Annotated in this window: 21 protein-coding genes; all 21 read left to right on the plus strand. The window is 39.8% G+C overall.

Annotated elements, in window-relative coordinates:
- The first annotated feature begins 246 nt into the window (after window positions 1-246).
- On the plus strand, window positions 247-1917 hold the full coding sequence (locus GPK90_RS15075; RefSeq protein WP_215703349.1) for an AAA family ATPase: 1671 nt from the start codon (window positions 247-249) through the stop codon (window positions 1915-1917).
- Window positions 1914-2081: a hypothetical protein gene (locus tag GPK90_RS15080; RefSeq protein WP_182426539.1), complete on the plus strand. Its 168-nt coding sequence runs from the start codon at window positions 1914-1916 to the stop codon at window positions 2079-2081. The genes GPK90_RS15075 and GPK90_RS15080 overlap by 4 nt, the downstream gene beginning before the upstream one ends.
- A 111-nt stretch (window positions 2082-2192) precedes the next feature.
- Window positions 2193-3812, plus strand: coding sequence for an O-antigen ligase family protein (locus tag GPK90_RS15085; protein WP_215703350.1), 1620 nt, complete (start codon window positions 2193-2195; stop codon window positions 3810-3812).
- A gap of 42 nt (window positions 3813-3854) precedes the next feature.
- Window positions 3855-5165 carry an HAD-IIIA family hydrolase gene (locus tag GPK90_RS15090; protein ID WP_215703351.1) on the plus strand — a complete coding sequence of 437 codons (1311 nt, stop codon included), beginning with the start codon at window positions 3855-3857 and terminating at the stop codon, window positions 5163-5165.
- Window positions 5166-5393: 228 nt separating this feature from the next.
- Window positions 5394-6389 (plus strand): GHMP family kinase ATP-binding protein, encoded by a 996-nt coding sequence (locus tag GPK90_RS15095; RefSeq protein ID WP_215703352.1) that lies wholly within the window; start codon window positions 5394-5396, stop codon window positions 6387-6389.
- 83 nt (window positions 6390-6472) lie between these two features.
- On the plus strand, window positions 6473-7471 hold the full coding sequence (locus GPK90_RS15100) for a glycosyltransferase (RefSeq protein ID WP_346011272.1): 999 nt from the start codon (window positions 6473-6475) through the stop codon (window positions 7469-7471).
- A gap of 636 nt (window positions 7472-8107) precedes the next feature.
- Window positions 8108-9493 carry a sugar transferase gene (locus GPK90_RS15105; RefSeq protein WP_215703353.1) on the plus strand — a complete coding sequence of 462 codons (1386 nt, stop codon included), beginning with the start codon at window positions 8108-8110 and terminating at the stop codon, window positions 9491-9493.
- Window positions 9494-9506: 13 nt separating this feature from the next.
- Window positions 9507-10526, plus strand: a complete 1020-nt coding sequence (locus GPK90_RS15110; protein ID WP_215703354.1) for a glycosyltransferase family 2 protein — start codon at window positions 9507-9509, stop codon at window positions 10524-10526.
- Between the two features lie 21 nt (window positions 10527-10547).
- On the plus strand, window positions 10548-11618 hold the full coding sequence (locus GPK90_RS15115; RefSeq protein ID WP_215703355.1) for a glycosyltransferase family 2 protein: 1071 nt from the start codon (window positions 10548-10550) through the stop codon (window positions 11616-11618).
- Between the two features lie 2 nt (window positions 11619-11620).
- Complete coding sequence (locus tag GPK90_RS15120) at window positions 11621-12409, plus strand: ABC transporter permease (RefSeq protein WP_118322324.1); 789 nt, start codon at window positions 11621-11623, stop codon at window positions 12407-12409.
- 18 nt (window positions 12410-12427) lie between these two features.
- Entirely contained in the window at window positions 12428-13168 is a 741-nt protein-coding gene (locus tag GPK90_RS15125) for an ABC transporter ATP-binding protein (protein WP_215703356.1), read from the plus strand.
- A 42-nt stretch (window positions 13169-13210) separates the two neighbouring features.
- Window positions 13211-15091, plus strand: coding sequence for a DUF4422 domain-containing protein (locus GPK90_RS19645; protein WP_346011273.1), 1881 nt, complete (start codon window positions 13211-13213; stop codon window positions 15089-15091).
- A complete protein-coding gene (locus tag GPK90_RS15135) occupies window positions 15088-16236 on the plus strand; it encodes a glycosyltransferase family 2 protein (protein ID WP_215703358.1) in 1149 nt (382 codons plus the stop codon). Before GPK90_RS19645 ends, GPK90_RS15135 begins: the two co-directional genes overlap by 4 nt.
- A 14-nt stretch (window positions 16237-16250) precedes the next feature.
- On the plus strand, window positions 16251-17702 hold the full coding sequence (locus tag GPK90_RS15140) for a glycosyltransferase (RefSeq protein ID WP_215703359.1): 1452 nt from the start codon (window positions 16251-16253) through the stop codon (window positions 17700-17702).
- Window positions 17703-18638: 936 nt separating this feature from the next.
- Window positions 18639-19028: a hypothetical protein gene (locus GPK90_RS19185; RefSeq protein WP_252197517.1), complete on the plus strand. Its 390-nt coding sequence runs from the start codon at window positions 18639-18641 to the stop codon at window positions 19026-19028.
- Window positions 19029-19082: 54 nt separating this feature from the next.
- Window positions 19083-19598 carry a hypothetical protein gene (locus GPK90_RS19190; protein WP_252197520.1) on the plus strand — a complete coding sequence of 172 codons (516 nt, stop codon included), beginning with the start codon at window positions 19083-19085 and terminating at the stop codon, window positions 19596-19598.
- Between the two features lie 134 nt (window positions 19599-19732).
- Window positions 19733-21280, plus strand: coding sequence for a P-loop ATPase, Sll1717 family (locus GPK90_RS15150; RefSeq protein ID WP_215703360.1), 1548 nt, complete (start codon window positions 19733-19735; stop codon window positions 21278-21280).
- A gap of 63 nt (window positions 21281-21343) precedes the next feature.
- On the plus strand, window positions 21344-22528 hold the full coding sequence (locus GPK90_RS15155) for a glycosyltransferase family protein (RefSeq protein WP_215703361.1): 1185 nt from the start codon (window positions 21344-21346) through the stop codon (window positions 22526-22528).
- The gene (locus GPK90_RS15160) at window positions 22498-22857 is read left to right on the plus strand and encodes a hypothetical protein (RefSeq protein WP_215703362.1); all 360 of its coding nucleotides are present in this window, start codon (window positions 22498-22500) and stop codon (window positions 22855-22857) included. The genes GPK90_RS15155 and GPK90_RS15160 overlap by 31 nt, the downstream gene beginning before the upstream one ends.
- A 177-nt stretch (window positions 22858-23034) precedes the next feature.
- On the plus strand, window positions 23035-24507 hold the full coding sequence (locus tag GPK90_RS15165) for a glycosyltransferase family 39 protein (RefSeq protein ID WP_215703363.1): 1473 nt from the start codon (window positions 23035-23037) through the stop codon (window positions 24505-24507).
- A gap of 157 nt (window positions 24508-24664) precedes the next feature.
- Window positions 24665-25081: a hypothetical protein gene (locus GPK90_RS15170; protein WP_215703364.1), complete on the plus strand. Its 417-nt coding sequence runs from the start codon at window positions 24665-24667 to the stop codon at window positions 25079-25081.
- Window positions 25082-25160 lie beyond the last annotated feature (79 nt).

A 25160-nucleotide genomic window follows, 5' to 3' on the forward strand; every position in this document is an offset into this window, starting at 1 on the left:
CCTTTTGTTTTTTTGAAACGCTTTTTGAAATTCCTAATTGCATTACGAAGCCATTATACTTCCGATAAGTAAAATTATCACAAGATGGAAAAAGGCTGGGAAGAGGAGAAAGCCGGCAAAGAAAGCATGTCTGATTTTTCTTGTATGGTCATGAAAAACATGGTATCATGAGGGCAACAGACTCTGAGCTTAACAGATCATAAGGTCAACAAAAAAGTTGGGAAAATCGGGAGAGGAGCGACGAAAATGATAAGTATGAATATCCCTGTCGGGGTTTCGGATTTTGTGGAAATCCGCAGAAACGGGTATTACTATATTGATAAAACAGCTTTGATCGCTGAACTTCTCAAGACGACCGGGACGAGGGTGACGCTGATCACAAGACCGCGGCGATTTGGAAAAACGCTGGGGATGAGCATGTTGGAAAATTTCTTTGATATTCGCAAGAACAGCGAAGAGATGTTTCAGGGACTTGAGATTGCAAAAAACAAAGAACTCTGCAACGCGTGGATGAATAAGTATCCAGTGATCTTTCTTTCACTCAAAAATGTGGAAGGGCTGGATTTCCCAAGCGCCTATCAGCAGCTTGTTTATGAGATCAGCTCTCTTTACCGGGAACATGAATATCTTCTGGATAGTCCGGTATTAAGCACACAGGATAAATTCTATTTTCAGCAGATCCGGAACCGGAAGGCGGAAAAAACGGATATCCTGCGCTCTATTCAGTTTCTTTCCCGGCTGCTCGTCAGACATTATGATGAAAAAGTCATCCTTCTGATGGATGAATATGATGTTCCGGTGGCAAAGGCAAACAGCAATGGTTACTATAGAGAAATGCTGGATGTCATGAAAGGACTTTTGCAGGCGTTAAAAGATAACCAGGCGATCCGGTTTGCTGTGATCACGGGATGCCTGAAGATCGCAAAGGAAAGTATCTTTACGGGGACCAATAATTTCGTTTCGGACACGATCACCGACTCACGCCTGAATGAATATTTCGGATTTGTGCAGGATGAGGTGGACAGGATCCTTGAAGATGCTGGGGCAGAAGAACATGCGGAAAGTGTGAAAAAATGGTACGATGGATATCATTTTGGAAATTTTGACGTTTATTGTCCATGGGATGTTATGAACTATATTCTGGAGTTGCAGCATAATCCGAAAGCAAAACCGGCGAGCTACTGGAAGAACACCAGTGACAATGCGATCATACGGTCATTTATTGATTATGCAGGCAGCAATATCACGAAAAAGCTGGAAACATTGCTTTCCGGTGGAGCGATCATTCAGCATATTGATGAAAATTTGACATATGATTATCTGCATTTTTCGGAAGAGAATCTCTGGAGTATTCTGTACCTGACCGGATATCTGACGAGAGCGCGCGATCAGAACTACAATGGGGAACTTCCGGAAGGAACAGTTGCGCTTGTAATCCCGAATGAGGAGATCAGGGAAATCTTTGAGACAACTGTGAAAAAATGGTTTGCTGATTCTGCAAAAATCTGGAATCGCGGCAGATTATTTGAGGCAGTCTGGTCTGGAAATGCGGAGATTATTACCGAGGAGATGGCAAAACTTCTTAGAAAAACGATCAGTTACCATGATTACAAAGAAGACTTTTACCATACATTCCTCGCAGGAATCTTTACAGGAGCCGGTTATACGGTGGACTCCAATAAGGAGCACGGAGAAGGCAGAAGTGATGTCGTAATCTACGACGATACTAATGGGCGTGTCGCGATCTTCGAGGCAAAATATTCGAAAACATCGGACCGGATGGAAATGGATTGTGACCGCGCGATCGACCAGATCAATGATCGGATGTATGCAGATGAATATGCGGATGAGTACGAAACAGTTCTCTGTTACGGAATTGCTTTTTATAAGAAACGGTGCAGGGTGAAGAAAAAATGAAAACAATACAGCCACAGACAGACCGGTCCAAAGGTATGCCTGTGGCTGTATTTGTATTATTTAATAATAATTTCATAAAAAACCCCACAAAAGGAAGGAAATTCCCGGTGGCGCAAGTTGCGGGAAAAGTCGAAGGATGTTATAATATAATAGATTTTTTATGACATACGGGTGGAAGAGAGAAAAAACGGTCCACGGTATTTCTGACGGTACACGATACAGACCTTGGAGAGGGTCTATAAACACTACTACTTTATAATACGAGGAAGTAAATCATGGCAAACAGAATAAAGAAGAAAGAGGATACGAAAAGCAGCTATCAGGATAATGTTGCTTTGATCATGGGGGCGTTCACGCTGATCGTACTCTGCGTGCTCCCGCTTGTGTTCCACGATTTCTATTTTGATATCCTGGAGACAAAATATCAGTTTTACAGTGTTGTTGCGATCGCTGCGCTTGTGATCATGGGCGGATATGGTCTCGCGAGCGGAAAGATGCTCGAGTGGTTCTCGAAGTTCAATTTCCAGACATGGAGAAAGAGCATGAGCGTCGGGGACTGGGCGATGGTTGTTTTCTGGCTCACAAACGTGATCTCCTGGATCCTGTGCAAGGACTGGAGATGGGAGGCATTCTGGGGAACATCCGGACGCTATAACGGCGTATTCCTCATGACGATCTACATGATGACATATTTCCTTGTCACCCGTTTTTACCGGTTAAAACAGTGGTATCTGGACGCATTCCTCGCAGTCGGCGTGTTTGTATGCGTGTTTGGAATTACTGACTACTTCCAGATGGATATCCTTGGATTTAAGGTAAATATGATGGATACACAGAAATCCATCTATACTTCCACATTCGGAAATATCAATACTTATACGATCTATGTGGCAGCGCTGTTAGCAATCTCCATGATCCTGTTTACACAGGAGAAAAACCAGAAGAGAATGTTCTGGTACTACGGAAATATGATCCTGACAAGCTTTGCGCTGATCATGGGCAGCAGTGATAACGCATATCTGTCCCTCGCAGCGATCTTCGGTCTGGCACCGTTATGGCTGTTTCAGACAAAGACAGGACTTCGCAGATATGTGATCTCCCTGGCGACATTCTTTACGGTGATCCTCTGCATCAACGGAATCAATAAGGCGTATGCGGCATCCGTTCTCGGGATCGACAGTGCGTTTAATCTGATTGCGGGGACGAAGTTTCTTCCGGTACTTGTAGTGCTTCTCTGGGTGATCGCTGTGGTACTTATCTTTATGAACAGAAAACCACAGGCCCTGATGAACAGGACAACGGACGATTCTATGAATAAGATCGCAGTCTATATCTGGATCGGTGTGATCGCGGTTGTCTGCCTTGCGGTTCTTTTCGTCCTTTATGATGCGAACCTTGGAGGTCATGCAGATAAGTATGGCGCGCTCAGCTCCTACGTTGTATTCAATGATGAGTGGGGAACCCAGCGTGGATATGTGTGGAAGCGCGCGATGGAGATCTATACAAAGAAGCTGAATCTTCTCCAGAAGATCTTCGGATATGGACCGGATACGTTTGCACTGATCATGCAGTATTATTATCCGGGCGAAATGCAGAACGGACGTATGGTGATCTTCGACAGTGCACATAATGAGTACTTACATTATCTGGTAACGACCGGTTTCGTCGGAATGGCGTCTTACCTTGTATTTATGGTTTCTTCGATCGTTGCGATGGCGAAGAAGATCAAGGAGCAGCCGATCGTGGCAGCAGTCATGATGGCAGTTCTCGCGTATGCGATCCAGGCGGTTGTCAATATCAACCTGCCGATCGCAATGCCGATCATCTTACAGCTTCTTGCGATGGGAGCCGGAAGAAAGAAAACGGCCGACAAAGCGGAAGAAAAAGCTGAATAACAGGAAAATCAAAGCAGAGACAAACACAGGGAGGAACGAACAATGCAGGCAGTCATCATGGCCGGCGGAAAGGGAACGAGACTGGCGGCGCTCACAAAGGATGAGATCCCGAAGCCGATGGTCCCGGTTGCCGGAAAACCGCTGCTTTTATGGCAGGTCGAAAGGCTAAAAGAGAATGGGATCACGGATCTGATCATGGTGATCGGACATCTCGGAAATAAAATTAAGGAATATTTTGGCGATGGAGAGCAGTTTGGCGTTTCTATCCGGTATTTTGAGGAGACGGAACCGCTCGGGACTGCGGGATCCTTTTATTATCTGAAAGACATGATCCACGGGGACCGGTTTGTGATGATGTCCGGGGATCTGTTCTTCGATATTGATTTTCAGCGCATGATCCGGTTCCACGAGGAAAAAGGCGCAGTTGCCACATTATTTGTTCATCCGAACGGACATCCGTTTGACTCGGATCTTCTTGTTCTGGATGCGAATGATAAGGTAACAGCGTTCGACTCGAAACACAACGTCCGCGATTACTGGTATAAGAACTGCGTCAACGCAGGAATTTTTGTGTTTGAAAAGAAGATCTGCGATTACGTGCCGGAGCCGGTGAAAAGGAATCTGGAGAACGATGTGATCAAAGGAATGCTGGACGCGGGAGAGCCGATCTATGGCTATTGCTCCCCGGAGTATGTGAAGGATGTTGGTACGGTTGACCGTGTAGAGCAGACACTGGCGGATATCGCGCGAGGCGTGATCGCGGATAAATGCCTGAAAAATAAGCAGCGCTGTATCTTTATGGACCGTGACGGTACGATCAACCAGTATAAGGGACTAGTATACAAAGAGGATGACTTCGTTCTGGAAGACTGTGCGGTCGATGCGATCCGGAAGATCAACCAGTCCGGAAGACTCGGGATCGTAATCACGAACCAGCCGGTTGTTGCGAGAGGTCTCTGTGGGATCGAAGATGTGGAAAATATCCATAAGAAGATGGAGACACTGCTCGGAAAAGAGGGCGTGTTCTTAGACGATGTTTTCTTCTGTCCGCACCATCCGGACAAAGGATACCCGGAGGAGAATCCGGCTTATAAGATCCCGTGCGAGTGCAGAAAGCCGAAGACCGGGATGATCGAGAAGGCGGCGGAGCGGTTCAACATTGACCTCAAGGAATCCTGGATGATCGGGGATACGACGATGGACATCCAGACAGGCGTGAATGCGGGAATGCGGACAGCGCTTGTGCTGACCGGGGAAGCCGGGAAGGATAAGAAATACGACGTGAAGCCGGATCTGGTGTGTGAAAATCTGCTGGATGCGGTGGAGAAGATCTTGAAAAGCGAAGATCGTTAAGATAAAATATGAAAACTCAGCAGAAGAGAACAGTTAAATGTTAGGAATTGCTGAGTGAAAACGTCAGAAATAAATGATATATAGCTGCGTAAAATTAAATGGACAAGAGATATCAGCATCGCAGCGAGGGTACTGGCTTGTTTGCCATAAATTTTGATGGACAGAGGCGATGCGAGCAGCCAGAGAGTAAACGATTGATAGAGTAAATCACAGGAGAACAGAAAAACCATGATCATTACACAGACCCCTTTCCGCATGTCTTTTTTCGGCGGCGGAACGGATTTCCCAGACTTTTATAAGGAACACGGCGGAGCCGTCATTTCCACGACATTTGATAAATATTGCTATGTAAATGTGCGTCATCTTCCGCGCTTTTTTGACTATTCGACCGAACTTTCCTACTCAAAGATCGAGCGCGTGACAGATGTCAACGACATCAACCACCCGGCGATCCGCGAAGCGATGAAGTATCTGGATATGCAGGAAATCCGCCTGACTTACGAGGCAGACCTTCCGGCGAGATCGGGACTTGGAACAAGCAGTTCCTTCGCAGTCGGCATGTTAAACGCATTCTATGCATTAAAAGGAAAATATGCGGATAAGAGAAAACTCGCAGATGATGCGATCTACTTAGAACGTGTCCTCTGCAACGAGAGCGGTGGCGTTCAGGACCAGATCGCGGCGGCATTCGGTGGATTAAACAGGATCAACTTCAATGCAGACGGATACGAGGTAAATCCGGTGATCATCTCCCCGGAGCGGAAGACACAGTTAAACAATAACCTGATGCTCTTCTTTACCGGATTTTCGAGATTTTCCTCCGATATCCAGCAGACAACGGAGAAAGCGCTTGTCGATAAACAGGCACAGCTCCTTGAGATGCTGTCTCTTGTCGATGACGCGGAGAAAGTTCTGACTTCCAAGACGGACCTCAACGAATTCGGCCGACTTCTCGACTATACCTGGAAGCTGAAACGCGGAATTTCCAACCGGATCTCCACGGATTCCATCGACGGACTCTACGCGAAAGGAATCGAGGCCGGTGCGCTCGGCGGAAAGCTTCTTGGAGCCGGCGGCGGCGGATTCCTCTTATTCTACGTTGAGCCGGATAAACAGGAACAGGTCCACAAGGCGATGGAAGAACTCTTATATGTGCCGTTTGAGTTTGAGAATAGTGGTACGAGAGTGATCCATTATACACCGGAGACGTATGAGAAGAGGTAGAGTGAGAAACGGGAAGTTGATGTGAAATCCAGTTTCAGATCGGAAGAAATTAAAAAGAAAACATTATCAGGTGGCCCAGTATCGTGAAACAAGCATATTCAGTTTTGATGTCGGTATATCAAAAAGAAAATCCGGAATATCTCCGGGCGGCGGTGGAGAGTGTTCTGGGGCAGACGGTGCCGCCGGAAGAGGTGGTGCTGGTCTGTGACGGACCGCTGACAGAGGTATTGGACAGAGTGATCGCGGAGTATGAGGAGCTGTTCCCGGAAAATTCAGAAGAAATCATGAATTTGCGGGAAAGCGGTTTGCAGGGAAATGGCCTATCGGAAAACGATCAGCAAGGAGATACTTGTCAGCAAGGCAAGATACAAGGAAAAAATCCTCAGGAAAGTCAGAGGCAGGAAAACAGCAACCAGAAAGTGATCTTTCGCGTGATCCGCCTCACAGAAAACGGCGGTCTCGGGAAAGCGCTGAACGAAGGACTCAAGTACTGCTCCTGCGAGTGGATCGCACGGATGGATACGGACGATCTTTCGACGCCGGACCGATGCGAAAAACAGCTGAAATTTCTGGAAGAACATCCAGAGGTGGACGCGTTGAGCGGAACGATCGCGGAGTTTCAGGGAGACGCGCTCGATGGAAAAACGGCGGAAACAGCGGTGATCTCCTATAAGACCGTACCGGAAACACAGAAAGAGATAGCTGCCTACATCAAACAGAGAAATCCGATCAACCATCCGTGCGTGATGTTCCGGAAATCAAGAGTGGAATCCGCCGGAGGATATCAGCCGTGTCCGTATTTTGAAGACTACGATCTATGGGTGCGGATGTACAAAAATCATGCGGTGTTTGCAAATCTGCCGGATACACTGCTCTACATGCGGATCAACGGAATGCACCAGCGGCGGGGCGGGATCCGGTATGCGAAGTGTGTGATCGATTTTCGCATGAAAATGTACCGGGATCGGGTCATCACATTCGGAGAGTTCCTGCCGATGACGGTAGTTCGGGTTCTGGTGAGTCTGATGCCGAATTCGCTGCGGCGGTTCTTATATGAGAAAAAATTAAGAAAACAACAGTAGAAGAGGCCGAAAAGCATTAGCAGGGGAATTGCAAATATAGAGGTATGGAAGTGCCAGGAGAAAACGGAAACTGTTAAGACTCCGGATAGTAATGAGAAATTTGCAATTGCTAAGACACTGGGTATTACGAAAAAACAAGCTAGTGAATATAGCTGTTGGAGCGGTGGGATTGTGCGCATGAATTGCTTGCAGATTGTGGGAAATCAAACCAGTGAACACAACTGCCGGGACGGAAAGAAGCATATAGCAGATCAGACAACCGTGAGGACATAAAACACTTCGCAAATAAGAAATTACAAACAGGGGCATGTGAACGGAAAACGGATCACAATGCCCCTGTGGTGTATCAAAATACGGAATTTTCAGTTTGGAAAAGTGCAACTGTGAAAAATAGAATGAAAATAACCCATAAATGGATGGAAGACCCATTTACCCAATATTGCGAAAAGCCCCGTTAGGTGGTATACTGTAATAAGGGTTATTTTGCTTAATTGAACAAACTAAATAAATTGAAGCAAAAATTTTTCAGGATTGCGGCACCGCTTTTGCCGGACCATTCAGAAAATGGTCAGCGACAGAATGCTAAGGGCAGCTGCAAAGACCGGATGAAGTTACGATTAAGGAATCACAAATGAAATGAATGCTAAAAAGATAAATAACAATTTTGAACCATATAAGCGCGTGGTAAAATTTGCCGGATCGGCAATCATCGTGCTTCTGGAACTGGCCGCCTATTATTATGTGTGGATGGACTGCTATAACCGAAATATGACAGTGGCTTTCTGGCGGCGCGGAAACTGGCTGATCGCAGGCGAATATCTGATCCTGTCTCTGGTGTTGCACCGGCTGTACGGCGGTCTGAAGGTCGGGATCTATAAATACTGGACGCTTGTATACTCCCATATGCTCTCGATCGTCGGAGTCAATGCCTTTTCGTATGTTCAGGTCGTTCTGTTCGACAAGAAAATGCATAATCCGGCAGCGCTTTTAGGACTCACTGCTCTGGATTTCGTGATGGTCCTGCTCTGGGCACTTGCATTTAAAAAAATCTATGCGGCGATGTTCCCAAAACGGAGACTTCTGCTGATCTACGGAAAGAAACCGATGTTCCACCTTGTGAACAGGATCGATACCCGCGACGATAAATATGAGATCGCGGAAAATATCTCGATCGACACCGGTCTTGAGAGAATCATCAAACAGGCGGAAGATTATGACGGTGTGATCATCGGAGATATCCCGGCGAGAGCACGAAACCAGCTCATGAAACTCTGCTATGCGAGAAATATCCGCAGCTATACGGTCCCGAAGATCAGCGATATCCTGCTTCGCACTTCGGTAGAACTCAACATCTTCGATTCCCCGCTGTATCTTTCAAGAAATGACGGGGGATTGGCCTGGGATCAGGCAGTCGTAAAACGGATCGAAGATATCATCGTTGCGGGGGCGATGCTCCTTGTGACGAGCCCGTTCTTCCTCATTATCGCATTCCTGATCTGGAATACCGATAAAGGACCGATTTTCTATACACAGGAACGCCTGACGAAGGACGGAAAGATCTTCCGGATCTATAAGTTCCGGACGATGATCGTCGATGCGGAAAAGAAAAGCGGACCGGTAAAAGCGGGAGAAAAAGATCCCCGTATTCTTCCGGTCGGGCGATTCTTACGCGCAACGCGTATGGACGAGCTTCCGCAGCTGTTAAACATCCTCAAAGGCGATATGAGCCTGGTAGGACCGAGACCGGAACGGCCGGAGCTTGCGAAAGTTATCACAAAAAATATCCCGGAGTTCGAGTATCGCCTGAAAGTAAAGGCAGGACTCACCGGATATGCACAGGTGCATGGACGTTACTGCACGACCAGCTACGACAAATTGAAACTGGATCTGACCTATATCCGAAATTACTCGATCTGGCTTGACTTAAAGCTGATCCTTATGACACCGAAGGTCCTTCTCATGAAGGAATCCACGGATGGTTTCGAGGAAGGTCTTTGGGAGGATCCGGCTTTAAAAGAATAGAATGGATAAAAAGATGGGAAAAATATTAACAGTAGTCGTTCCGACTTACAATGCGGAAAAATATCTCAGGGACAATCTGGAATCCTTTAAAATTCCGGAGCTGATGGAAGATCTTGAGATCCTGATCGTCAATGACGGATCTACGGACCATTCCCTTGAGATTGCTGAGGAATATGTCCGGCAGTATCCGGATACCTACCGCGTGATCACAAAAGAAAACGGCGGACATGGCTCCGGGATCAACTGCGGGATCGCAAATGCGCGGGGAACATATTTCAAAGTGGTCGATGCCGATGACTGGGTCGGCGAAAAGGCCTTTTGTGATCTGGTCCGGACCTTAAAGACAAGTAACGCAGATGTCGTCTATTCCGGCTTCCTATGGACTTACGACAATGGCGAGGCCGACAAGACGAAATTCCAGACAAAAGCGGAGATCACGATCCCGTTTGAGGGAGTGGAATACCAGAAAACGTACTCGTTTGATTCGATCGCGGACAAGCTCTATATGAAGATGCATAACATGACGATCAAAACAGAAATTCTCCGCGAAAATCAGATCCACATTGATGAACACTGTTACTACGTCGATACCGAGTACATCACTTACCCGATCCCGTATGTAAAGACAATCTGCTTTGTGGATGGATTTGTCTATTACTATCGCCTTGGACGGGCGGGACAGAGCGTTGGACTTGAGAAGATGCAGAAGAATGAGGAGAATTACAACAAGGTACTGGAATCGCTGCTGAAATTTTACAGCCAACTTGGAAATCAGGTTCCGTGTACGGAAATCAAAAAACAGTACATTGCAAGACTGATCGCCCGCGTCATTGCCGGCAAATTCAAGATCATGCTCAGCTTTTCACCATCTGCAAAGAAGAAACAGCAGATCAAACAGTATGATCAGAATCTGAAAACTCAATACCGGGACATCTACGACAGCAATATCAACAAGGCAGTCTCACTGCTGAGAAAAACACAGTATCATACATATTATCTGGTAAATCTGATGGTCAGGAGCATGTGCAGATAGAAAATATGCAAAGAGGTTTTTATGGACAAAATCATATCGTTTATCATACCATCCTATAATGTGGAACAATATCTGGAAAAATGTCTCTCGTCCTTTTTGAATCCACAGGCGATCGAACAAATGGAAGTAATCATTGTGGATGATGGATCGAAAGACCGGACCGCCCGGATCGCCGGAGACTATGTAAAACAATATCCGGAGCTGTTTCGCCTGATCTCAAAGGAAAACGGCGGACATGGTTCCGCAATCAATGCAGGAACGGCAGCAGCTGTCGGGCGATATCTGAAGGTGATCGATGCGGATGACTGGGTAGTCACAGAAAACTTAAAGGAGCTTGTCGACAAGCTGGCAGTATGCACAGCGGACGTCGTTTTAAATCCATATCACCAGGTCGATATGAAGACAGGAGAAAAAACGGTCTGGAAAATGTTCCTGGACCGGTATGAAGTGACCTATACATTGGAGGATGTCGTACAAAACTGGAAGAAATTTGACCGTTGTTTTGCATTCCACGGAATCTGTTATAACCGGGAATTTTACCAGAGACACCGCTATGAATTACCGGAAAAAATCTTCTATGAAGATCATGAATACACAACGATCCCTTGCTCGTATGCGGCAAGTATTTATCCGATCGACCTGTATCTGTATCAGTATCTGGTAGGAAACGCGGAACAGAGCGTATCGGTCACAAACCGATTAAAGCGAATGAGCCATGTGGAAAAAGTAACGGAGGATCTGATCCGCCATTATAATGCACATCCGGAATTTTCGGATGCAGCGAAGGAATATATCTACAAAAAAACAGAAGGTGTCATTCTAAGCTACTATGTAGCAGGATGCATCATGAATCCGAATAAAAGAACCGGACGTAGCGATTGTCTTCGATACAATACAATGATCCGAACTCTGAATCCGGAAATCTGGAACCGCGTCAGCAGGAAGTTCCGGATTTATCTCTGGATGAACCGATTTGGAATTTCATATCCGATGTATGAGAAGATGCTGCATTCCGGGGTTTATAATAAATTGCGGCATAATCATAAACTCGAAAAAGAAAATGAAGCAAAAACGGAGGAGAATCTGAAATAACGATGAGTAAATTCATAAAAAGACTGGCAACCTTTCAGCACTATAAGCCGCTGTTATCGCAGCTGGTCACGAAAGATATTAAACTAAAGTACCGGAGAAGCTTCCTCGGATATGTATGGAGTATCTTAAACCCGTTAATGATCATGGGAATTATGGTACTCGTATTTTCCAACATGTTCCGGTTTGATATCCAGAGCTATCCGGTCTACCTGATCGTCGGACAGACAATCTTTAACTTTGTCTCGGAATCAACAAACCAGGCGATGTGGTCGATTACGGGAAATGCGGCACTATTAAAGAAAACATATGTGCCAAAGTATATCTTTACTTTATCGAAAGTGACCAGTTCATTCGTTAACACACTCTTTGCATTAGGCGCAATGCTTCTTGTATTTATTTTTTGCAGAGTTACTTTCAGCTGGAATATGCTTTTTATTCCGGTTATCCTTATTCAGGTATATATCTTTTCACTGGGACTGGGAATGCTTTTAGCAGCAGGAAATGTATTTTTCAGAGATATCCAGTATATATACAGTGCATTTTTAACTGCATGGATGTACGTTACTCCGATCTTTTATCCGCTCAGTCAGCTTCCTGAAAATTTACAGACAGCGATCAAAACTTTTAATCCGTTATACACCTATATCACCCAGTTCCGGACGATCGTTCTCGATGTAGCCTGCCCGGATATGGGAATGGTTTTATACGGCTTTGTAGTTGCTTTTGTTACGCTGGGAGTTGGTACACTGGTCTTTTTAAAGAGCCAGGATCGCTTTATCCTGTATATCTAATTGAATGAGGACAAAATTATGAATAACGAATATGCAGTGCGCGTTGAACATGCCGTCGTGCGCTTTAATATGGCCTCCGAGCGGATCGACAATCTAAAGGAATACTTTGTAAAACTGGTCCGCAGAGAGCTGATGTTCAAAGAATTTTTCGCATTGAAAGATGTAAGCTTTGAGGTAAAAAAAGGAGAGGCCTGGGGAATTATCGGTACAAACGGATCCGGAAAATCGACGTTACTGAAGCTGATTTGCGGGATCTTAAAACCGTATAAGGGAGAAGTCCTGATCAACGGTTCGATCGCCCCGTTGATCGAGCTTGGGGCCGGATTTGACGGTGACCTCACCGCAAGGGAGAATATCTTCTTAAACGGAGCTGTTCTTGGATACGATAAGCAGTTTATGGAACAGCATTTTGATGAGATCGTTGATTTCGCAGAGCTATGGGATTTCCTTGATATGCCGATCAAGAACTATTCCTCTGGTATGGCGGCCCGTCTTGGCTTCGCGATCGCAACGGTCGTAAGACCGGATATCCTGATTTGCGACGAAGTCCTTTCTGTCGGAGACTATGCGTTCCAGCAGAAGTGTGAGCAGAGAATGAGCGATATGCGGAAAAACGGGACCACACTTTTGTATGTGTCACATTCCATTGAGTCAGTAAAGAGTGTATGTGATCATGCACTGTGGCTCGATAAAGGAACGGTCAAAATGATCGGGGATGTGGAAACGGTTGGAGATGCCTATATGGAGGCACTGAGCTAAACGAAAGGGTTACTTTTATAAAAAAAGTATCATGGAACAGTTGTGGGAAACATAAAGATTTTAATTTCGTGTCATAAACAGAGCATTGTGCCTGACAGTGAGATCATGCTTCCGATCGAAGTTGGAGCTGATCTGCGCAGCAAGCATATTGAGGGTTATATTCAGGATAATAGCGGTGACAATATTTCTGCAAAAAATAAAATGTACTGTGAATTAACGGCACAATATTGGGCATGGAAGAATCTGGATGCAGATTACTATGGCTTTTTTCATTACAGAAGATATCTGAATTTTTCAGAGAACAAATATCCGTTAGATTCATGGCAGAATATCACGGAGGAACGTTTAAACGATACTTGCCTGAAAAAATATAATCTGAACGATGACTGTATCCGAAACCTGGTTGAAACATACGACCTGGTTTTATCGGAAGAAAAAAATATTGCAAAAATGCCGGACAGAAATGCATCTGTGTATGAGCAATATAAAAATGGAAGATCCTTAAATATCCGGGATCTGGATCTGGTGCGAGATATCATTGCTGCTAAGCATCCGGATTATCTGGATACCTTTGATGAAGTGATGAAAGGCAGGAAAACCTGCCTTTGCAATATGTATATCATGAAAAAAGAGCTTTTTCATGAATACATGAGTTGGTTGTTTGATATCCTTTTTGAGTTTGAGAAGAAAGCCGACATGAGCGAATATACGGTTGAAGGGTATCGTACTCCCGGACACCTTGCGGAACGTTTGCTGACTGTGTTCTGTTGGTATACGGAGAGAAAAAAGAATCTCAGGGTAAAAAAGCTCCAGACAATCATCTTCCTGAAAACAGATCAGAAGATGACGTTAGCTCAGGCGAAAAAAACAGCTCCTGCTTTTGACACGAACAATGTAGCAATTGCGGTTGCTGCGAATGATTATTTTATTCCGTATTGCGCGACATTTTTGAAATCGATGGCAGAGCATAGCGATAGTGATAAGAACTATGATATTCTTTTACTCTCTCAGGACGTTTCAGATATCAACGTAAAGAACGTGAAAAAAATGCTTTCTGCGTGGAAAAATATTTCTCTGCGGGTGCTCGATCCGAGTGTATTGATTGACCAATATACATTCCATATTGAGGGACATTTTAGCAAAGAAACTTACTATCGTCTTGTACTGCCAGAGTTACTGCCGAATTACGATAAAGTTCTTTATCTTGATTCGGATATGATCGCGATGGATGACGTTGCAAAGATTTATGATGAAAATATTGATGGTTATCTCCTGGCAGCGTGCCATGACGCAGATACCGCTGGATTATATAACGGATATCGGAAGGATAAAAAAGATTATACCGATAAGATCCTGAAATTAAAAGAGCCCTACCAGTATTTTCAGGCTGGTGTCTTGCTTTTAAACCTTGAGGAATTCCGCAAACGATATACAACAAAACAGGTTCTGGACTTTGCAGTTTCGGAAAAGTGGCAGCTGCTGGACCAGGATATTTTAAATAAACTGTGTGAAGGCGCTGTCAAATATATTGATATGAGCTGGAATGTTATGGTCGATTTTGCCGGTGTAAGAATCAATCAGATCATCGCATTGGCACCGAGATGGCTGAACGAAATGTACCACGAAGCCAGAAAAGATCCGAAGATCATTCACTACGCAGGCCCGCAAAAGCCATGGTTTGAACCGGAAATGGATTTTGGAATGCAGTTCTGGGAGTGTGCGAGAGGGACAGCGTATTATGAAATTATGCTGGGACGGATGAATGCGCAATACAATAAACCAGGTCATATGAATAAGCGAAAAGGAAATATCAACATATTCCATCGAGGATTACAATGTGTAGAAGATCATGGAATAGTATATACTATTGGTTATCTGCCGAAATATCTATGTAAAAAAATAAACGGAGATGATAGAAAATGAAAGCGTTACTTACGATCATTGTGCCAGCATATAATGTAGAAAAATATATTGCTGATTGTTTAAATAGTTTAATTCATCAGTCACAGATGAATCATAAAATTGTAATTGTAAATGATGGTTCAATTGACAAAACAGAAGAAATTTGTCTGGAATTTAAGAAAAATAATGAAGATTTAATTACATATGTATACCAGGAAAATAAGGGACTAGGTGGAGCACGAAATACAGGAATGCGTTATGTAGACACTCCATTTTTGTGCTTTTTAGATAGTGATGATTGGCTTAACAATCGTTTTGTTGAATGCTTTAGCAAAATGATAGAAAATACAGACGAATTACCAGAATTAGTATTTACGCTTCCATGGGTATTTGATACTGTCACGAGACGTGTGATGGAGTGGAAAGATAAAGATCTGTATGATCAGATTTTTGACTCAAAATCGGGAGATTCAAGAGTAATAACAAACACGAGAAACAACCCGGAATTATATGCATTGGAAGTGAATGCATGCAGAAAAATTTATAAGACGGATTTTTTGAAAAAACAAGATTTTCAATTTCCATTAAAATTGAAATGGGAAGATATACCAGGACATTTTCAGTTGCTACATGAGGCTAATACATGTATGGCATTGCCAGAGATTGGCTTTTTCTATCGCATAAATCAGGGGGGGCAAATTACATCTGGCGGAGGGGTATCACGCTTGGACATGATTCCGATATTCAAACAACTGTTGGATGTTCAAAAAAACTTTGACTTTAATTTAATTGAAAGAGCATATGTATTAAGAGTTATCATTGATTTTAGCATGTGGAGTGTAGATGTTACAAATCAGCAATATATTGGAAAATTGCTTGAAGAACTTCATAAACTGTATCAGACTTTTCCACAAAAAGATATTAGCTATTATTTAACTAATATTTCAAAAAATAGAAAGAAGGAAAAACGATTTATTGATGCTTTGTGTGGGAAGGAGTATGGAAATCTTGCTGATTATCGAATAAGAGAAAAAGTAATTGAAAAACATGTCAGCGGAAAGAAAAATATTATTAAAGGCGGAATCCAGTGCATATGTGATCATGGACTTAGTTATACATTGGTTTTAATGTGCAGAAAGTTCTATTCTGTAATTAATAAAAATTGAATGGAGATGAACAAATGAACGAAATAAGTTGTTTCTTAAACTCCAATCCAGAAATAAAAAATGTAGCACTACTGATTGGAAATAAATATACATACGAAAACTTGAGAGAATTTGTTAAGGATATTAGTATTGATCATTTAATAGTGATTAATCCATTTCCAGATTCCAAAATAAAAGAAATGCGAAAGCAGTTAGAGTATGATAGGAATTATATGTCTTTTAACATATCTATATTAATTGAATTTATGGATATAAATACGTTTAATGGAATGGATGGAAACTGGGCATTATGTGCAGAGTGGATTGAAGCGGATTTATTATTGAATGTGAATAAATGGAAGCCTGCATATCTATTAGCGGATTTATGGAAAGATTATATAACAGCTTTCAAAGTGTGGGAAGCTTATAAAAATTCTGCGGTACATATTTTGATTAAAACGCGTAGATGGGGTAAGGCAGATCAGATTTTAGAATGGGATAGTGGAGAAAATGGAGATGTGGAATTAAGTGTTATTTTCCCAATGTATAATGTGGAAAAATACCTTGATCAGTGTATTGAGAGTGTGACAGCATGGAAAGCACCTTATGTAGAGTTCTTGTTTGTAAATGATGGATCTCCAGATAATTCAAGAGAGGTTGTGCTGAAATGGGCAAAGGAAGATCCAAGAATTAAACTTTTGGATAAACCCAATGGAGGATGTGCATCTGCCAGACAATATGGATTTGATCATGCAAAGGGAAAGTATATTGGTTTTATTGATCCGGATGATTATATTGACGAGAGTATGTATAGAAAACTTTTGCGTGCAGCCATGACTGGATCTTATGACATTAGTTATTGCGGATATAATGAGTATTATGAAGACACGAAGACACAGAAACGTGTAGATGATGCGTTAGGTGTGCCATATTGTGATGGTACTACAAACACACAGGAAATACTCAATTTAATTACATATTGCCGTGTTGCAATCTGGCGAGGCATATATAAAGCAGAAATGCTTAAAAAGAATAACATTCATTTTTATACGGACTTGCGTAGATTTGATGATCTTCCGTTTAAAGTAGAAACATTTGCGGCAGCTAAATCAGTCATAGCGGTTCCGGAATATTTATATTATTACAGACTTGCAAGACCCGGACAAGATGTTGCGGCAGATGACGAGCGTTTATATGTTCATTTTGATATCTTTAAGTATTTGAATAAATCGATTGCTGATAAAAATGATGGCTTCTTAACAGATCAGCTACAGATGTGCAAGATACAGACGCATCTATATGCATTAAGAAAAATAAAAGATGAGTTTAAAGAATATTATATTAAACATGCAAAGGAGGATTTAGATAGTACAGGAATATTTGAAAGGACATATGAGCTTGCACGCGAAAGAATTGGTCAGGAAAATGCGGACTATTACAAAGCAATCGAACAGAATAATGTGAAAATATTTAGTAATTACAAATAAATATTGTTTGTGACTAATTGCTCGAAGGGGAAGTAATTCAAGAAGAAAGAAACGAAGTTGTTGAGTTACGCAAGGGAATTGAAAATTTAAATAAAAAATTAACGATATGAGTAAACTGCTTACGTTGGCTGTAGACAGACAATATTATTTTAAATAATTTACTAATCCAGAAATTGCAGAATATTCCGGACCATGGGATTTTGCTTTGTGGTAATTATGGAAACCCCAATACTGGGGACGAGTGGATGATGGATACAATGATATCCTACATTAGACGGTATGCAACAAGAAAAATAACGATTATGATGGAACCTAATCGGCTGTTTGATCCATTGGTATACTTGAAATATGGGATTGAATATATCCATTATCCCAAAACAGTGTACGATTATGGTGAGATTGAAAAAAATTCGATGTATTGATTTTTGGCGGTGGAGCAATTATTGAGGACGGTGTCTACTGGGAAGCTTATGATTATGGAATTAATATTTGCAGAACCATCGAAGATTTACCATTGAAGCTTATTGCAAAACAGAAGAAAGTTCTTTGCATAGGCCTTAGTACAAGTACTGAATTAAATAATCAAGAATATACTTATAACTATAAATGAGCAAGTTCGTGATTTTGCATAAAAGAAAGACACCTTGAATTCGATTGTGTTGTATAATGAAAGTGCCCAAACTAACATTTGCAGCATTCACGAAAGAAGGTGTCTCCTGCAAATACTATACATCATTCAGCATTCATATACAACCAGTTTAAAAATTAAATTTATGCAAATCGTATTCTAATCGAATGATCAATCATCTTATGAGTATCCTGATTAGCATCTTTCTTTCTGGATACCATGGGAAAACCACGGATTTTGCTAAAAACAGTTCTTGCCACAGAACTACAATTGCCCATTTCCTCAACTCTGGGAAGTAGGATGAATTATTGCTTTCAGATACGTTAAAAAAGTTTGTCATTGAGATTATTTATTCAGAAGCAGCCCGCACTAGAAAACTTGTTTTTTGTATTGTTGACGATACGATAGCTTCAAAGACAAAGCCTTCGTCACAGGATCTGCATCCGATTGAAGATGCGTATTTTCACCAATCTCATTTGAAGGGAAAACAGGACTATGGGCATCAGGCAGTTTCGGTTATGCTTTCCTGTAACGACATTGTTTTGAATTATGCTTTTGTGCTGTATAACAAGGCAATTTCTAAAATTGACATTGTTCAAGATATCGCAAGGGAACTGCCAACTCCTCCGGTAAAGTCTTATTTTCTTTGTGACTGTTGGTACGTTTCTGAAAAAATAATCAACACCTTTGCGATATAAGGATTTCATACCATTGGTGCTTTGAAAACAAATCGTTTGCTGTACCCGTCAGGAATGAAAAAGAAGCTCAGTGAACTGGCTGCCGAATTATCCATAACACATAAGAACTTTGACCTTGTGACAGTCAAAGGCAGAAACTATTATGTGTACCGATATGAAGGAAATCTCAACGGTATAGAAAACGCGATTGTTCTTTTCAGCTATCCTGAAAAAGCATTTGGAAAACCGAAAGCACTAAGGGCTTTTCTTTGCATGGATGTGTCTTTATCCACAAATGAAATCCTGGACAATTACGTATGCAGGTGGCCAATTGAAGTGTTTTTCCGCCAATGTAAGGATAAGCTGGCGCTGGACAGCTATCAAATCCGTTCTGCACAGGGAATCCGAAGATATTGGTTGATTATGTCATTCGCACACTATATGTGTGTTGGTGGAACTGGTGAAATCTGTTCTTTTGAAACAGGGTATCACAAGATCAGTGGCATAATCCAGATGGAAAAATATCGCATCCTCTATCAATGTGCGAGGCAATGCAATGATTTTGATTCCTTTTTAAAGTCCGTGGTGTAGTTTTGTGCAATTTTTCAAATTTGCTCATTTATAGCATATAATTAACAATCTATTTGAAAATGAACTGTAATTAGTATTTTGGAGGAAGAATATAAAAATAGATAAACTTTAGTCTAATATGGGAGAGAACATAGATGAATAATATCCTTATTAAAGACATTCTTTTTGGAAAGACTGATGCGAGTAATGAACTTCAGGAAGTAGGCAATCAATATTTTTTGAAATCATTTTTACCCTATGAGAAATATAAAATCAGTGAGTTTTTGAATGGAGCTCGATATTATATAATAGGCAGAAAGGGAACTGGAAAGACTGCGCTACTTAAGTACCTTGAATGTAGATTTGCGGAGAATGAAGAGAATTTGGTTATTCCTATTCGATTTAAATCTGATTTTGATTCGTTAGATAAAAAAAAGATTAGAACCGCAGCCATTAACGTGCAAGATGAAATTGTCGATAATGACAATGGTGATAATATCGTTAAATCATATGTTATAGCATGGAAAGTTTATCTGATTTATTTAATATTTAAAAATCAGGAATCTTTACGAAATGAATTTGTAGTATTTGATCCATATACTGATCAATATAAGACCCTCTGGACGTTATTAAAGGTCCTTTATGGAGAAAACGATAGCAACAAAATTGTCCCCAAAATCACTAAAGGAACTGTTGAAATTTCTGCAGATTTGGAGAAAAAAATTTCAGCATCTGTAAAGTTGGAGATTGAATTAAGAGAAAAGGAAAAAACCGTAAACTATGAGCTTATATGCAAAAAAATCATTCAATTATATAAGGAATTGATTGGCGGAAGTAATTCTGCATATATACTTATAGATGAATTGGAATTGTCGATAGCAACGAAAAAGCAACGTACAGCTGATATTGAATTAATTAGAGACCTAATATTAGCAATAGACGCTTTAAATAAGATATCAAAATCACAAGGGTATAATGTGAAAATATATGCATCAATCAGATCGGACGTGTTGGATAGTGCATTGTCTAGCGGCTATGAAATTAATAAATGTATCGAAGATTTTGGAGTAACTATCGAATGGTTTCAAAAGGGAGGAAATTATACAGATAATCCATTATTGAAAATAGTTGAAACCAAAATACATGCATCAGAAATTGCTCAAAATGTACCAGAATCAGAAGATGTATGGAAAAAATATTTTGATGATAGAATAAATAATATAGAAGTTAGGAAGTACATTTTAAATTATTCATGGTACCGTCCAAGAGATATTATAAGAATGCTTTTACTTGTTCAGGATCAATGTCAATATGGAGAGACTAAAATTAATCAAGAAAAATTTGATAGAGCTTTGCGGGAATATTCTAATTTAATGTGGAACGAGCTTAAAGAAGAAATGGCATTGAAATATTCTCCAGATGATATCAAGGCTATAAAAAGAATATTAAATGGTATAAATGTTCCTTTTACATTTATGTCCTTGAATACACGAATTGATACGTACGCATTAATGTATGATTATGTGGATACATTCAGAAAAAAAACTAAAATTCCTGAATTTTTGGAACAATTATTTGAATGGGGATTAATTGGAAATTCTGGCGAGCGTATGGTTTTTAAATTTTTAGGATACAAGGAAATAGATATTTCTAAACCTATGATTATACATACTCCATTAAGAAATTTCTTTGAGGTTGTATAGAACTTGATATAATGTCTAAAGAGATATAGGCTTGATTAACATTTGATGAAAGCGAGAATAAAAATGTTAAATGTAAATATATGGCTTGCCAATGCCGCTCAAAAAAGTATAAAACTCTTATATGGGTTTATGATATTAAGTATTCTTATATGCTGTGTTTTGTTTGTTGATATTGGCTATGGTCGAGACATTCATAACAATTATTTACCTACACTAATATTAATTCCCTTTGGAATGATTTTCATGTTTGGAATATTAACATGTTTAGAGAAAGGCGATTTTTCTTCTAAATATATAGTTTATATTGCACTTGTACTGTTTGCAATACAAGTCTATAGTACCTGGAATTATTATTTTTATACAGATTGGGATTCTTCGACATTAACAATGTTTGCAAGTGCTTTTGCTCATGGAGAAGATGTCTCGTGGTTATCATGGTATTTTTCGAGATATCCTAATAATATTTTCTTGGGTGTCATTTTTGCAGGTATAGAGAAGATAGTCCATTGTATTGGATTACATCCTTTAGAATATTTCTCACTTATAGTGGTTCAATGTGTGATTGTGTCAATTACTGGAGTATTGCTGTTTAAAATAATAATAGGACTGTTAGATAATGAGACATTTGCCTATTTAGGGTACATATTGTACACTTTAATAGTTGGACTCTCTCCATGGGTTTCCATTCCATATTCAGATGCCATTGGATTGTTTTTCCCAACAATGATTTATTATTTATACATAAATCGTAATAAACATAAAAACAGTTTAGTGGTATGGATGAATATAGCCGTTTTCACATGGATAGGTTATAAAATAAAACCACAAGTAATTATTTTATTCATTGGCATTGTATTAATAGAAATACTCTCCTTTATAAAAGAAAAAACAGTATATAAAAAAACAATCATAGGTATATTAATAGGAATAATCATAGCTGAATTCGGAGTAAATACACTAATAAATAAAGTTCCACTGACAATAGATGAAAACCAATCATTTGACATTGAACATTATTTTATGATGGGAATGAACCCGGATGTTATGGGCGTGTATTCTGAAGAAGATGTTCAATTTTCAAGTTCTTTTTTATCAAAAGAACTACGCAAAAAAGCCGATTTAAGGGAGGCATTTATGAGAATTAATCAAATGGGTGTTACAGGATGTGTAAAACAAGAAATTAGAAAAACACTTACAAATTACAATGATGGTACTTTTTGTTGGGGGGGGAAGGAACCTTCTTTGTAACCGTTTTTGATGAGAAACAATTGCCAGGCAATAATTTATTACGTGGCTTATATTATACGAGAGATTATGCAGATATTGGAAGATATTATTCGGTTTGGTCTAATTTCGAACAAATGTTATGGATGACTATTTTGGTAATGAATGTTGTTTCAATATTTGCAAAAAAAGCAAATTCTGTAAATGTACTTATGTTAGGTATTGTTGGATTAACGATTTTCGAATTACTGTTTGAAGCACGGGCCCGTTATTTGTTTTCTTATATTCCTCTTTATATAGTAATATCTATTTACGGGATAGGAGTCATAAGAGAAAAGAAAATTTCAATATAGAAGACTTGAAATTATGAATGCTTGAACTATGGAGATCCGTACAGCTCTGTTATTAATATTTCGAATATACAAGTAAATTTATACTAAGAGTATCGTTAAAAAAATATATTTATTTGCAGAATAAGCTGATGAACAACTAAAAGTATATTCGTAATATAACAGAGAGGATTTTTAATCATGACAAAAATCAGAAATTTACTTTCATCCACAATTTGGATATGTTTTGTAATTTTAGCAATTTTGATGTTCGAGTTTTCAATTACAGGGGTTAAAGTAGAACCGGGTCTTTCATTTGTTATAGCAATACCAATCATAGTGTTGCTATTTGGAAGATGGGATAAAGAATGTAAAATAAATTATAAGTATATTGTGGCAATATTTTTTATTGTCGGAATTATATTTAGATCACTTCCACTAATATTAAATTGGAACTATACTTGCATTAATGACTTAAGTGATACAGGGGTTCATTATTTTGGTGCGCAGGAGTTGGCAGAAGGTTTCTTAGGAGATAATATAGTAACATACGAGAAAATGTATCCTTATCTTTTTCCATATACGTTTCTTTTATCAATCTTTGTGAGACTTTGTTTTGGACATATTGACTGCGCAATTATTCTGTCAAACCTTTTTTTCGATTACTGTGGAATTTTTTTACTATATAAAATTTTACATAAAATGAAGGGAAAAAAGAACGCAGTTTTCGGAATGATTATCTCTCTGGTAAATCCGTTTTCAATAATAGCATGTTGGTGTTCATTAAATTTAATTGTAGTAAACTTCCTTTTATTATTAGTGATAACTATCTGTATAAATATTATTCATAAAAAGGCAAATAAAAAATTTTTATTAACGTGTTTTGCATTGGGAATAGCAGTTACCTTGGCTAACTACTTTCGACCATTATTTTCAGTTGTTCTGATAGCGATGATTATCATTCTGTTTATGAGATACTTAAAGGACAGAGACAGAACGCTGATATTAGGAATATTAGTAATGACCTGCACAATGGTAATATTATCGCAGATAACCAATAGAGCAATTAATAAAATTGTGAATGAGAATGTAATGAACAATACAGGTGGATGGAATTTTTATGTTGGAAGTAATTACGAATCCAAAGGACAATGGACAGCATCAGACAGAGATTATTTCTTTGGTGAGATAACACCTTATTATCCAGCAGACATAGCGCGTGAGATGATTATGGAAAAGGGAATTGAACGCTATTCTGATTATTCATTGAAAATGTTTATAACACATATTGCAAATAAGATGTCAGTTTTATTTGCAAATGAGGGCAATGCAATATATGATATCCGGTATTGCTTGGGAATCAATAATGAAAGCGCACTTTATTTAATATGTTCAAGCATGGTGTCATTGTATTTTGCATTAATCGTATTTGGGAGTTTGTTTAGCTGTATATTCAAAAGGAAAAATGATGAGTTTATCTTATTATTAAGATTGTTATTATTGGGATTTACATCAGCCTTTGTACTGGTGGAAGTAATGAATAGATATACATTTATTATATATCCAGTGCTAATCATAATAACCGCATTATTTGTAGATGACTGGGCAGAACTATATAGAATTTTGAAAGAATACAGTAGAAGGGAGACTAAGCTATATGCAGATAAGAGTTGAAGACAAAATAGTTTTTTGGTTTAGAAAGCATAAAAATAGTTTATTTTTTTAATGATAAATTTTTTCGGAATACTCATAAGGTGTTCCGGATTTTCATTCCTATCAGGAGACATGCAAGAGTTTTTACTTCCTTGGTTTAATAGTATGGAAAATGTGTGTGTGGGGGGTAGCAGCACTTGAATACCAAATTGGAGATTACAATGTCTTGTATCAGATAATTATTGCGCTGATAACATACATTGATTGTAATCCGATTTTTATGTATAAGTGTATTTCAATATTATTCGATTATACGCTGGCTGCATCAACAGCATGGTTTGTTTTAAAAATCACTAACAATAAAATTTTTGAAATTCAATTTAATATAATATATGGTGCAGTTTTATTCTTGCCGACAGTTTTATTGAATCCATCTTGTTGGGGACAATGTGATTCTATATATACAACATTTCTGATTTTGACTTTATTTTTCATATATGATGAAAAATATGTACGCGCATTTATAATGTTAGGATTAGGGTTTGCGTTTAAACTACAAATGATTTTTATTGTGCCATTTATTATTAGTTACTAATTTAACAATCAGAGATTTAGCATAATACATATCTGCATCTCGATAATTACATTTTGGCGCACAGGGATTTTAGCTTTTA

The sequence above is a fragment of the Clostridium sp. MCC344 genome, assembly GCF_018785365.1.
GTDB lineage: Bacteria > Bacillota > Clostridia > Lachnospirales > Lachnospiraceae > Pilosibacter.